The 13,628-nt window shown below is 54.1% G+C and carries 9 protein-coding genes; all 9 read right to left on the bottom strand.

The window, feature by feature from the left end; all coding sequences use genetic code 11:
* Window positions 1–7: 7 nt before the first annotated feature.
* The 9 genes from pheS to EXY20_RS05735 all read right to left on the bottom strand — a co-directional run bounded on the left by pheS (window position 8) and on the right by EXY20_RS05735 (window position 13,595).
* Window positions 8–1,042: a phenylalanine--tRNA ligase subunit alpha gene (gene pheS / locus EXY20_RS05775; RefSeq protein WP_135548615.1), complete on the bottom strand. Its 1,035-nt coding sequence runs from the start codon at window positions 1,040–1,042 to the stop codon at window positions 8–10.
* Window positions 1,043–2,260: 1,218 nt separating this feature from the next.
* The gene (locus tag EXY20_RS05770) at window positions 2,261–3,814 is read right to left on the bottom strand and encodes an ABC transporter substrate-binding protein (protein WP_135548613.1); all 1,554 of its coding nucleotides are present in this window, start codon (window positions 3,812–3,814) and stop codon (window positions 2,261–2,263) included.
* 75 nt (window positions 3,815–3,889) lie between these two features.
* Window positions 3,890–4,792, bottom strand: coding sequence for a carbohydrate ABC transporter permease (locus EXY20_RS05765; protein WP_135548611.1), 903 nt, complete (start codon window positions 4,790–4,792; stop codon window positions 3,890–3,892).
* A gap of 15 nt (window positions 4,793–4,807) precedes the next feature.
* On the bottom strand, window positions 4,808–5,728 hold the full coding sequence (locus EXY20_RS05760) for an ABC transporter permease (protein WP_135548609.1): 921 nt from the start codon (window positions 5,726–5,728) through the stop codon (window positions 4,808–4,810).
* Between the two features lie 122 nt (window positions 5,729–5,850).
* Window positions 5,851–8,217: an AraC family transcriptional regulator gene (locus EXY20_RS05755; protein ID WP_167859015.1), complete on the bottom strand. Its 2,367-nt coding sequence runs from the start codon at window positions 8,215–8,217 to the stop codon at window positions 5,851–5,853.
* Between the two features lie 79 nt (window positions 8,218–8,296).
* Window positions 8,297–9,370 carry an alpha/beta hydrolase family protein gene (locus EXY20_RS05750; RefSeq protein ID WP_135548605.1) on the bottom strand — a complete coding sequence of 358 codons (1,074 nt, stop codon included), beginning with the start codon at window positions 9,368–9,370 and terminating at the stop codon, window positions 8,297–8,299.
* A gap of 28 nt (window positions 9,371–9,398) precedes the next feature.
* Window positions 9,399–10,607: a DegT/DnrJ/EryC1/StrS family aminotransferase gene (locus tag EXY20_RS05745; RefSeq protein ID WP_268966022.1), complete on the bottom strand. Its 1,209-nt coding sequence runs from the start codon at window positions 10,605–10,607 to the stop codon at window positions 9,399–9,401.
* Window positions 10,608–10,772: 165 nt separating this feature from the next.
* On the bottom strand, window positions 10,773–11,447 hold the full coding sequence (locus EXY20_RS05740) for a GntR family transcriptional regulator (RefSeq protein ID WP_135548601.1): 675 nt from the start codon (window positions 11,445–11,447) through the stop codon (window positions 10,773–10,775).
* 171 nt (window positions 11,448–11,618) lie between these two features.
* Window positions 11,619–13,595, bottom strand: coding sequence for an alpha/beta hydrolase (locus EXY20_RS05735; protein ID WP_135548599.1), 1,977 nt, complete (start codon window positions 13,593–13,595; stop codon window positions 11,619–11,621).
* Between the last annotated feature and the right edge of the window lie 33 nt (window positions 13,596–13,628).

The following is a 13,628-nucleotide window of genomic DNA, read 5'->3' as shown; positions in this document are numbered from 1 at the left end:
CCTCGTTCTACACGCGCACGAACTGCTGCAGGAACCGCAAATCGTTCGTGTAAAAATGACGAATGTCGTCAATATCGTATTTCAGCATCGCAATGCGCTCCACGCCCATGCCAAACGCAAAACCGCTGTACACGTTCGGGTCGTAGCCGGCCATCTCAAGCACGCGCGGGTGCACCATGCCGGAGCCGAGAATTTCCAGCCAGCCGGTTTGTTTGCACACCCGGCAGCCGCTGCCGCCGCAATTCGAGCAGGTGACGTCAACTTCGGCGCTCGGCTCGGTGAACGGGAAGAAGCTCGGGCGCAGGCGGATTTGCGTTTGTTTGCCGAACATCTCCTGCACGAACTGCAGCAGCGTTCCTTTCAAATCGCTCATGCGAATGCCTTTGTCGATGACGAGCCCTTCGATTTGCGTAAACATGTGCGAATGTGTCGCATCGTCGTCGTCGCGGCGGAACACTTTGCCGGGACAAATGATTTTGACCGGAACCGCGCCTTTCATCCGCTCCATCGTCCGCACCTGCACCGGCGACGTATGCGTGCGCATCAGCAGCTCCTCGGTGATGTAGAACGAGTCCTGCATGTCGCGCGCCGGGTGATTTTGCGGCAAATTCAGCGCTTCGAAGTTGTAGTAGTCGCGTTCGACCTCCGGCCCTTCTTCGACCGTATAGCCCATGCCGACAAAGATGTCCTCGATGTCCTCGATCACCTTGCTCAGCGGATGCACCGCTCCGTGCGCCTGCGGACGGCCCGGCAGCGTCACGTCGATCGTTTCCAGCCGCAGCTTGCTGTCCGTTTCCGCCTGGCGGAACGCCGCCGTCTTCGCTTCGATGACCGTCTCGATCGCCGCGCGCACGTCGTTGACCACTTGCCCGATGACCGGCCGCTCCTCCGCGCTCAGCGCTCCCATGCCGCGCAGCACTTCGGTGATCGGCCCTTTTTTGCCGAGGTATTTGACCCGCAGTTCGTTCAACTGCTCCAGCCCCGCCGCTTGTTCCAGCTCCAGCAGCGCCTCCTGCTGCAGTTGCATCAGTCGTTCCTTCATGCTCCATCCCTCCGCCAATCCGTTATTTTCCAACAAAAAAAGCCTTCCATCCCCGAAAAAAGGGACGAAAGACCGCGGTACCACCCTAATTAAGACGCGTCCGGCCGCAGCATAAGCAGCACGAATCGAACGCCTTCGCTTCATTCCGGATAACGGCTCGTCGCCGGTACCCCCTACTTGCTTGACGCGCCGGACAGTCGACAGGCAGATCAAGGTTCAAGGGACAGCTCGGGAGCGAACTTCGGCAGCCTGGTTCTGCGGCAGACGCTCTCAATCTCCGGCGTCTCCTCCCTGTGCAGAGGCACTGCTTACTTTTCTCCGTCGCGGCTTTTGCGCATATAAGGTTGCAACTACCAGCTATTATATGCAAAAGAGGACCAAGTTGCAAGGCGGACAGGCGATCCGCCCCGCAGCCGCAACGGCTGTCCGCCGTTTTCGCGAAACGTATCCGTCAGCGGGACGGCTTGTTACCGGGTTTGTTGTCGAACATTTGATAAGCTTCCGGCGAGTATTGTTTGATTAAGGTCTCGATGTTGATGCCGTTGATGGTTAATCCTGAAATGTCGCAGTTTTGCATGTTTACATTTGTAAAAATGCATTTGGTTATCGTCCGTTCCGGAAATTGCAGCCAGTGACACTGCCGTTGCAGCATTACATTTTATGTAAATTAAATATTAATTAGGATATTATATCCAATTCTGAATGTATGAAAAGCTTACTGTCGAAGCACTTCGAAGAAGTTGGCCCAGCTTTAGCGGTAACTTATTGGATTTGGAGTCTGAAAGGGCTGCTTTTTTTGCCCTTTCATGTAGCAGATACTTTGCATTATACGCTCCATCCCCCCGTCCCCCCACTAAACCTTGCAAAATAGGCCATGTTTTCTTGCCTATTTCGCCAAAATCGGGCAGCCTCTTCAGAATAGCCAGCAAAATCGCTGGCTATTTTGCTTGAAGTGCCTTATGGAAGGCGATCTGCGGCAAATAACCAGTGTTTTCACTGGCTATCGCAGACGCGCCACCCCAACTCGGGCAAATAAGCCATTTTTCATGGGGTATTTTGGTTGCCGAGCATTCAATCGGGTCACCAAAGCTGAATTACGCTTCTTGGCGCCAGCACGCCTGCAACATCCTGTCTCCACCCCGAAACTTATCCATTCTTATATGCCAAAAAAACGCCGGCTCTTGACATTCGTCTCGAGCCGGCGTCTTTTGCCTGCCGTTACTTTTTGGCGCTATAGTAGGCGTCCAGCTGCTTCTGCGCTTCGGCTACGACTTTGTCCGAGCCGGCATTCTTCAGCTTATCTTGGAATTGCGGCAGCACTTTATCAATATCCACGGCCCCGGTTTCAAGACCGGGCTTATACTCGTCGATGACGGATACGATATTGGCTATTTCCGAGGAAACGGAGGTCGCATCGAATTTGAAGTCCATGATCGGCGATTTTTCGCTCTCGTTGTTCAGCTTCTCCGTTTTCGTCCACGTGTCCGGAGCCTGACCTTCCAGCAAATACCCGTTAAACACATTACCGAAAACCCATGATGTATTCGGATTGTATCCGCCGTCCAGAATAATCTTGACTGTATTGTCCCCGATTTTCGTATAATGCTTGTTCTCAACGCCGAAAGAGATCAGGTTAAACAAGTTTTTATCCGTATTCATCAGCTCAAGCAACATGAGTGCGCGCTCGGGATTTTTGGATGTCCGGCTGATGGCATTGATCGTCGCGGTAACGGCGGATGCCATGACGCGCGGTTTCGAGACTTCGCGTTTGACGACATCGAGGTCGCCGTTGGACCGTTTCACCTCTTGCTCTTTTCCTTCCTTCATTACGTCAGTGGTCATAATCGCTTCTTTACCGGCTTTGCGAATGTCGGTTATGCTTTTCAACGTTGGAGCTTCCTGGTTTATATATCCTTTCTGGTAATAGCTGCGCAAAGTATCCAACGTTTTTTTGTACTGCGCTGTAGAGTAAAGGCTCACAATTTTTTTGGGATCGTTATAATCAATGAATATCCCCGCAGCCAGGTGAACCGGCTCAAGATTGTTTGCCGTGTAAAAATACTGCAGCAACCCGGCACGGGTGGCTGGAAGCGGTATGAGATCCGGCTCGCCCTGCTTGATTTTGCTGAGCACAGGCTCCAGATCCTCCAGTTTATTGATGCCGGTCAGGTCGATGTTATATTTATCTACCAGTCTCTTTTGAAAGTAGAAGCCGTCGGTGTAATAGGCATATTGAATGCTGGGAATCCCGTAAAGCTTGCCGTTGACCTTCGCAGCGTTGATTGCGTAATCCGGAATGACGCTTTTCAGCTTGGGCGTCGTCTTGGCAAGCATGTCGTCAAGCGGAATGAAAGCGCCTTTGCTGACATTCTGCAAGTAGTCGAAGCTCCAGGTGGACGTCCAAGCAATATCGAACACTTCTCCGGAAGCGACGACGGTGTTCATCTTTTGCGGATAATCGCCAAATGCTACAGGAACCAGTTTAACGGTGGCATTGATTTTTTGCTTGGTGATTTTGTTGACTTCGTCCTGCACGGTTTTCAAATCTTTCGGGATTTCATTCTGCGGGTAATACCAGACGAGCTCCGCTTCTTTTAATTCGCTTTTGCCCTGCGCATTGGATGGCGCCGCCGTCGCAGCCGCCGTCGCAGCGGCAGCCCCGGTTGCCTTCTCCGCCGAATTGCCGTTCGTTTTGCTGCAGGCAGCGAGCGATGTGCTCATTGCCAACGCCGAAACCAACAGGATCGATTTCCGAAATCCGCTTTTTTTCATGTTTACTACCTCCCTAAAATTTACTGCTTCTAATTGAAGAGGCCGGCCAAAACGCCATCGGCCTTCTTGAAGCCATCAGCTTTTCACCGAACCGACTGTCAGTCCGGAGACATAATACCTTTGGAAGAAAGGGAACACAAACATCATCGGTCCGGCAGCCAACACCGCCATCGCCATTCGCGCCGACAAGCTCGGGAACGATGCGAGGTCGAAATCGATATTCACGCTATTCAAGTTATTGGTCAAAAATTCAATGGCACTCATAATCCGGTATAGCAGCAGCTGCAGCGGCACCAGATCGGGTTTGTCGATAAATAGCAGTCCAAGCCACCAATCGTTCCAATAGATGAAGGCGATAAACAGGCCGACTGTCGCCAGAGCAGGTTTGGACAACGGCAGCACGATGGTGAAAAAGATCCTCGTTTCGCGGGCCCCGTCTATCTTTGCCGATTCGTATATTTCCCCCGGCAGCTTGTCGAGGAAGCCCTTCATGATCAAAATGTAGAAGGGGTTCAGCAGGTAGGGGACAATCAACGCCCATATCGTATCCTTCATGTGCAAGATCTGGGTAACTAATATATAGAAGGGGACGAGTCCCCCGTTAAACAGCATCGTAAACAAAATATAGATGGTGGTGGCCCTGGCATAGCGGTAGTCTCTGCGAGAGATGACATACGCGCCCAAGGCAGTCAACAGCAATCCGCTCGCCGTGCCGGCTACCGTGACGAATATCGTGATCCCGTATGCCTTAAGCAATTGCGCCGGACTTTGCAAAATCATCGAATAGGCCGAGAAGCTGAACTGGTACGGAATCAACTGGTACCCGTGTTTCTGCAGCTGCAGCTCGTCGGAAATCGATATCGAGACGACAAGCGCCAGTGGAATGACAACGGCAAGCGACAATAGGACAAAAAAGGCATTGATCAGCACTCCCGAGAGCCTGTCGTGATGATTGTTGTTCTGCGTTGCAGTATTCATGTCAAGCAAGCCCTCCTACCAAAGCGAATGATCTGAATTAACTCGTTTGATGATCGAGTTGGTCGCGAAGACCAACAGGAAACCGACGACGGCCTGGTACAAGCCGACGGCGGAAGACATACCGAGATCGCCGACAACACGAAGCGAACGATACACATATGTATCAATGACATCCGTAACCGGGTACAGAAAACTGACGTCGTTCGGCACAAAATAAAACAAGCCAAAATCGGCGCGAAAAATGCTGCCCACCGCAACAATGAACAAGATGACGATCAATGGCGTCAACAAAGGAACGGTGACGCTCCGCACCATCTGCCATTTGGAAGCGCCGTCGATTTTCGCTGCTTCATAATAACTTGGGTCTATGCCAAGAATCCCGGCAAAGTAGATCAAGGTCGAGAAGCCGACCGCCTTCCATAAGTGCACGAGAATAATAATGAACGGCCAATATTTCGGGTCTCTGTACCAATCGACCGACTCTCCGCCGAAGAGAAGGAGCAGCTGATTCAAAAAACCGTGCTCGCGGTCAAGAATCGCCAAGATTACATAGCTGACGACAACCCAGGACAAGAAGTAGGGCAGGAACAGCGCCGTCTGGTAAACTCTCAGCCATCTGCGGGCAATTTCGTTCATCAAGATAGCAAAACATACAGCAATGACAGTCGTAAGCACAATGAAGCCGATATTGTACAGGATCGTGTTCCGGGTAATCCGGAACGCATTGTTGGAAGTAAAGAAAAATTGGAAATTTTTGAATCCGACCCAGTCGCTTCCCCATAACCCTTTGGCATAGTTGAAATTTTTGAAAGCGATGACGAGACCGAGCAGCGGCAAATACGAAAAAACGAATTTGAATAGAAGAACCGGAAGCGATAAGGCAAACAGCTCCCGGTTGCGTTTCCACTGCTGCCATTCATGTGCGATCCATCGCATCTCTCCGCCTCCTGCTCTCTTCTGTTTGGGTACCCCCATTATAAGGAGCATGCAAGTCTGTTTTCTACTGTTCAATTTCGATCCTGACTATGCAATTGGACCCGTTTCTTGTCGTCAACCTGTCAGAATGGGCGGTTTATTGTGATGCTTTTGCGGTACTCGCTCGGGGTAGCGCCGGTTTTCTTTTTGAAGATTTTGAAAAAGTGACTTTCGTTGATGTAGCCGACCTTTTTCATAATTTCGGCAACGCTGAGCTCCTCGTTCCCCAGCAACTCGATGGCGTGTTTCAAACGTACTTCATGGATATAATCGACGAGCGACACGTGCTCGTTTTTCTTGAATAATCGTCCGGTATGGGTTGGCGTCATTCTGACCATGGTCGCGATAAACGGCAAACTAAGCTCGGGGGCTTCGTAGTGCTCTGCGACGATTTCCTTGATGGCTTCGACCCGCGCATCATGCTTGACCGTTTTTAAGGAGGCGCGATGCTGCTGCATGTCGCGGAACATGACCATAAATTGCTGAAGCACCTCGTCCAAGGTATCTTTCTCGAAAAAACTTTGGTAGTATTTCATATCGATCCCAGCCTGATGCCGATTATGTGAATAAGCGTTAATCTCGCGCATCGTCTGATTGATGACGGCCATCAGATGCAGGATCGAGTTGACGGCATATGTGTAATCGGCTTCCGATAGATGCGCGAACAAGGATTGGAGCCGTGATTCGATCCGCTTCAGGTCGCCGGAGCGAATGTCCTCGATCAGCTTGCCCTCCGTCTCCTGCGGGAAAATACGCCGCTCCCCCGCTAACGTCTGCAGTCTATCGACGTCTGCGGCCGTAATCACCGCACGTTTGCCGAGCAAGAAGCGGTACAGCGCGCGCTCCTCCGTTTGTTTGTAAATCGCTGACGTTGCAAGGCAGTCGTCGTAACCATCGCTGATCGCAACCGTCAACGAAACGCGGTAATTGTCCCATATAACGCGCTGCATTTCCTGTACGATCGGAACGACACCGTTCTCATGCTCTTGCGCGATCGCTTGCGGTCGCGGTGACGCCACGATTTGCAGAATCGCCGCATAATGATCGTTGCGCATTTCGACGACATGCCCCTTGTGCGCCCGATTGATCAATTCAGCGCAAATATTGGTGATGGCAAACCCCACCAGCTTTTGTTCCGCCTGCTTCCTTTTCTCGACAAATGACTTGTAGTCGTCAATTTTCAATACGAAGATGAACAGCTTGCCGCCTGCCGCGAATTCACCGTCAGTCGGGCCGAACAGCCATTCCCTATCGCTGCTCTCGAAGGAACCGCTGTCGGTAAAAAATTTGCGCAGCTTGTATTGATAAATCATATCCTGACTCTGATGCTGCTTCTCCTTGTATTCGTTCAATGACACCAATGTTTGCCGGTAAACGGTCGACATGAACAGGAATTCGTCCTTCACCGGGTCCGTCTGGCCGGCCTTGGCTTCGGGACGTACCGCATCCAGCAGGCTTCGCACCGGTTTGTACAGCTTGACTGCGAACCAAAGCGAAACCGCTACCGCGCACACCAGAAAGAAAATCAGCATCCAGATAGAAAACTGCTTGATCTTGTTAATTTTGCCGAATACGCTATCGTAAGGCTGGATACTAATGACGCTTAGCCCGTTCGCTTGCGATCGGCTGAATGAAACGATCTGTCCGACCTGCCCTGAATGTTCGATAAAATAACCGTAATCTGCTGCCAATCCGTGAATACGCTGCAAGATCGTGGCCTGAAATGCCTCGTTCGGCAATCCTTGGTCGCCGGAAGTGAAAAATTGCCCTTCCGCATTCACAATGTATATCCGGGAGTTCATATTGCCCCCGCGTTCATTAATCGTACTAATGTTGTCGAATAACCACTCCGGCTTTATGTTGACCATAAGAATACTTTCGTTTTTGCGATAGGCTTCAAGCGATTTGTACATAAATTGCGAGAAGGTACGGACCGAGCCGGTAGCCGCATCGTATGCGGTCGGAACCATTTTGAACTTGGGGACAGACTCTCTCGTCTCAAAAAATCGGGACAAGCTGTTGTCGATATTCGTCTTGCCGCACGAGGCCATGTTGGAGTCGGATGTAGAATAGTAGCACCCATTCAGCTCGTTATAGATGATGATCGAATCGATATAAGGATTGGCGGCGACGATATTCTCCAGGCTGGCCAGCTTGCTGGTAAGCTCGTGAATTTCCAGCTCCCGGTTTTCCATGAGTGCAATAATATTCCGATCGGAAAAGGTGGATATTGTCAAGTTGTCGACCATTTGATCGAGATAGTTGATATTGTAATCGACCTGATTCAGTACGTTGCGTGCCGACTCCTGCTGCAGGTCCATCACCGTATGCTTCGAATTGGTGTAGTTGACCACGGAAATGGCGGTCAAGAAGCCAACGACCGTCAGCGTAATCGAGAGCAGGATTCGGATGAAATATTTCCTCGAGCGATACCTACCGATGATGCTCATATTCGCCCCCTCGCTTGTCAAGCGCCGCTTCGCCTGATGGACAAGCTTCTGCTCTTGCGAACGATTATGCCGCATTCGCTTATACCGGCAAGTGCCGACGAATGAAACGCCAAGCCGCTTCTTTATAGAATCGGTGCCCTTCCGGGCCGATAAAATGCTCGCAGCGGTCCGGCGCGCCCGCCTCGAGGTAAATCTCCCGCACGCCCGCGAAAGCCCGGCTTGCGTCCTCGGACGGGAACAGATCATCCTTGGCCCCATTGATAATCAGCAGCGGCCGGGGTGCAATCAAACCGGCGATGTCCTCATATTCGCCCCATTGCAGCATACCGGGAATCGTGCCGCAGGAACAGTGGTAAATCTGCAATGCCGTATCGGTGAAATTGCAGAAGCTGCAGGACGGTACGACGATGCCCACCCGTTCGTCGACAGCTGCCGTAAACAGCGAAACCGTGCCCCCGGTTGAATTGCCGGTCATTATAATATTCCGCATGTCGATTTCACTGCGCGTGGAGGCAAAATCAATGACTCGCTGCATGTCATGGACCCTGTCTCCGGTCAAGGTGCGTCCATAGAACAGCGATCGGCGCTGCAGCTCTTCACAGGAATTGCGCCTCGTGTACGGATTGCTGATCGGATACGAGTAAGCATCCGACAATTCCTCGATTCGGGCCATTTCGCGGAATCCGCGAACATTTGGCGCGATAACGGCATAGCCTTGACCGACTGCCTGCAGGCCGATCGTTTGGTCGATGGCAAACGCCCGCTGCCGCTCCTCCTCATTTTCGAACAGACCTACATACGCTTCCTTGCCGCATTCATGACCGTGGGGCGCGATGACGAGCGGATAAGGCGGCTTCCCCGCCTTTGGCAACAACAAATAAAGCGGCAGGGTCACCTCCGGTTCGACGGCGATGTGCCATTTCTCACGAATATGATCGGGCTCCTCCGTTCGCTCCAGCAATCGCGGAGCCGGCCAATCAATCGAGCTCATCCAGCCAAGCTTATCCAGACCCAGCAATTCGCTCAGGCGTTGGCGAAAACTGCGCTGCCACTGCTCGAACCCGCCGAATGCCGCCACGTTCCTCCGATCGTACACACGTTCCGTTCGTTGCGACATATTGCGCAAATAAGCTTTCGTATCAAATTGGATCATGCCGCCCACCTTCCTGATCGCATATTTCCTATTGAAACAACCCCTGCTCCACCTTGGCGATCGCGCCGATGATATCGTCGATATCCTCGTCGGAATACAATACTCCAATTGCTACGCAGACGTACTTGGCCACAATTCCTTTGACCGCAGGACACATGGAGACGCTATCGTAAACGGTATGTTCCCCATGGTGGCCTTTTCCGAAAGGCGGAAGGCTGCTCTTATACATTTTCCTGGTTGTAATCGGTGTCCGCTCCAGCATATTGGTGCAGGAGGAGGACGGCCCGATCGGAATGCCTTCCATTGCCAGCGCTTCGGCGAAGGCAGCAGCGTCTTCGGGAGTCGGCAGCATCATGAACAGACTGATCCCGCATTCCCCCTCGTCCACATCTCGAAAAACAATCGATCGGCTGTCTTTGAATCTCTGCTTGATTCTCCTCTGCGATGTACGGCACCTGTCTACAATGAACGGCAGCTTGCGAAGCTGCGCCAACAGGAAAGCCGCCTGCAGTTCGCTCATTCTGAATTGCAGTCCGGCGAACGCATCTTCGGCCTTTCCAAGTGACTTGTCCTCCAGTTGTCCGAGGAAAACGGGCCGGACAAAACCAAGGTCGTGATAACGGACCGCCTTGACAAAGAGGAGCTCCGAATTGGTGTACAGCAGTCCGCCTTCTCCGCTTGTCACGACTTTATTGCCCTGGAAGCTGACGATCGCGATATCGCCCAAGGTGCCGAGCGTCCGGCCTTGATAGCTGCCTCCGAAAGCTTGTGCGCAATCCTCGATCACTTTGATGTTATGCGCTCCGGCAACCGCCATAATCTCGTTCATGCGTGCGGGTGCCCCTTGATAATGAATGACGATGACAGCTTTCGTACGCGGGGTAATGCAGGCGGCAAAATGATCGGGATCCATATTCAAAGTATCGTCGATATCGGCGAATACAGGCAGCGCCCCGGTACAAACTACGGTCGAATAGTCGGAAAACCATCCGAATGCCGGCACGATCACCTCATCGCCCGGACCGATTTCCAGGGCGGCCAGCGCACACGATAAAGCTGCCGTTCCGCTTGACACGGCCAGCGCATATTTGACCCCCAGCATTGCACGCGCCTCTTGTTCCAGAAGGTTAACCTTCTGCGGGCTTCCGATTCCGTAATGCCGAAACGGGCTTTGTTCCCTTACGACGTCCTGCAGTTCCTTTAGCTCCTCATCCCCGATCAGAGCCGCCCCCAGCATGGGGGTGGGAAAAGGCGTTGATCTTACCGGCGTTCCGCCGCGTATCGCTAATGTACTCAAAATGATGCCTCCTTATGTTTGAGTACCCCCATTATAAGGAACAAGCAAATGTGTTTTCTACTGTTCAATTTCGATCTGACTGCGCAATTGGACCTGTTTCTTTCCTCAACCTGTGAAAAATTCTGGAAACTGGGCGCCTAGCGATTCGATATAGCGGCAGGTTTCCTGAATATGTTCCCGCATGCGCCGTTCGGCAAGCGACGAATCCTTTGCCAGCATGGCGTCGAAGATCGATTGATGCTGATCGACGATTGTCGTCAGGCGATTCCCGATCGACATGCTTAAATAACGGCCACGATCCATCTGCAGCTTTACGGAACGGACGACATCCCACGTCGCGGGAAAGCCGCTCACGACGCTCAGCGTCTGATGGAAGCGTTCGTCCAGCATATAGAACGAAGTGTAATCGTGCGAACGGATGCATGCCGCCTGCTCCTCCACAATGAGCCGCAATTGGTTTCCGTCATCCTGCTTCCATACGGCAATCGCGCGCAGCATAGCGGCCACTTCCAGCGCTTCGCGAATGAAACACGACTCGCGTACGGCGGACAACGAAATTTTCGAAACGTATGTCCCCCGCTGCGGCAAAATGCGAACGAGCTGATCGCCGGCGAGCCGGATGAACGCCTCCCGGACCGGCGTCCGGCTGACATGAAGGTGCTCGGCAATCTCCTTCTCCGACAGCGCTTGGCCCGGCTTCAATGACAGTTTCAAAATTCGCTGCTTCAGTTCTTCGTACACCCGGTCCTTGATCGGCAAAGGGTGATGGTTGGGTAGCAATGTGATTCCTCCTTGATCTGGCCGGTTTCGTCACCAACATACTACCATGGTAGTATGGAGGACACAATACCCAGATAGTCTTCCCAACACAATGGCAAATAGCCAGCCCCATGAGCTCGGATTGCGATCGTCCAATCGACCTTCATGGAGGCTGGCATTATGGTATTGTTTTCACTGTCGCCGGAGCACGCCGCGCAGCGCCGGCAAATCGACATGCTGCAGCATCCCCGGCATGATGATGCTCATGATGTCGCGGGCTTCGTATTCCGCCGAACGGACCCATTCCGCCACGCTGTCCATGCCATCCTCCCACGAGAAGCCGGCGATCGAATCGTCCAGCGCCGCCGCCATCAGTCCGTACATGCCTTGCCGGCCGTTCGCGTACAGCATGATCCCCTCGTCGGTTATATCCGGCAAATGCCGCAGCACGCGCACCGCCCGCAGCACGTCGTACACGCGCATGGCCGCCAGGCTGTCGCCGATCCAGAACAAATCCGTGCAAAGCTTATGTTTGATTTCATAGAAGTCGTCGATATCGCCGCCGCCGAGCGGCCGCGGGGCCAGCGCCCCCGACCCGGTCACGTCGAGCGCAAGCACCGCCCTCCCGCTTGCGCACGCCGCTTCGATCCATTCCCAATGCCGCTTGAGTCGCGAGGTGCCGCCGTCCCATACGGCGACGGTCACCGGCAACCGTTCGCCCTCGAAGCGGCTGTCGCGCATCATGAAGCCATGATTGAACAAGCCCGGCTGCGACCGCCACATGGCGTTGTAATAAGCAATGGACTGCCCGACGACACCCCGCAGCATATACAGCCTCGGATTCAACTCGCAAACGTCGCGGCCGCCAAAAACGATCCGCCGCAGCCAGTCGAGCGGCGCCTCCGGCTCTTTCGCTTCCGCCTCTCCAGTCAACGCGAGCGAACGGGCGGCGATTTCATCGTGAAGGCGAATGGCGCCTTGCCGCCAAACGGGATCCGTCAGCAGCTGCCCGGTAGCCGTACACCACAAGCGCGAGGGCGGCAGCGGCTCGATGTCCGCAGCAGCGCCCGCGCTTCCTTCCGGCGGGAACGCGCCCAAATGACGGGCAAAAAAACGCGCCGCCGCCTTCGCCATCTCCCGCGAATAGCGGTGCGTCTCGTCCTCCTCGAACAGCTCCAGGCGATCGGCGACGCCGTGCAGCTCCCAGCAGCCGCGCGCCTTGCGCACCGAATCCCGTGTCCCTTCAATCGGAAAAAAATCGTAACGGGCGGCGAGCACCAGCACCGGCCGCGGCGCCATGGCGAGCAGGATGTCGTCGTGGTCGAGCCCGAACGCGGTATAGCCCGGCCATATTTGCTCCGCATCCTGGGGCAGTCCCGCCTCCATAAACGCCTCCCGGCTCGTCAGGAACGTGCCGGGCGCGGCGGCCGCAATCCGCGGGTCCGCCAGCATCAGCATCGACGTCTGCGTGCCTCCGCCCGAATTGCCGGTGACGCCGATCCGCGCCGGGTCCACTTCGGGCCGCCCGCTCAAATAGTCGACGGCGCGCATGGCATCGTGCACAAAATAGCGCGCCAGGCTGTCGCCGAGCGGAAGGCACTGGCTGCCGGCGTAATCGTGCTCGCGAACCCCGATGCCGACAACCGATCCGCCCGTCAGCGGGTCCACATATTGCAGCCGCTCGCCCTGCCCGGGCGGGTCCATGGCCAGCACGACCAGCCCCGAGCGGACCAGCGTCTGGCATACGATCTGGTATTGCGGCTGGTGTTTGGCGTCGTCGTGATGGCCGCACAGGAACAACACGGCCGGCCCCGGCCCGCTCGCGCCGGCCGGCAGATACAGGTTGCAGGTAACCCGCACGCCGGGCCGCGACTCGAAAACCACCTTTTCGATCGCAAAACCGTCGCAGGCTATCGTGTCCGTTACCGCCTGTGTCAAGTCGCCGGCATACTCCGGTATGCCGCCTATGCAAGCTGCGAACCGTTCGCGCACATAGGCCTGCCTTTCGGCGAGCCGCGCCAGGGAATCGATCTTCGCTTTTTCCGCCTCTCCCTGCCGGAAGCACGCTCTCGATCGCTCATAAACGACCCGTTTGAGCTGGTCTTTTACATCATAATACTGCAAGGAGTAATGCTCCAAATCGTCAAGCAACCCATCATCTGCTCGCATCAGTACCCCTCCGTCTGACTTGATCCGCCGCTT

This window comes from Paenibacillus cymbidii, assembly GCF_004764705.1.
GTDB classification, from domain to species: Bacteria; Bacillota; Bacilli; order Paenibacillales; family NBRC-103111; genus Paenibacillus_AN; species Paenibacillus_AN cymbidii.
The sequence above is the reverse complement of the archived record's forward strand: the minus strand, read 5'-3'. Positions and strand labels throughout refer to the sequence as shown.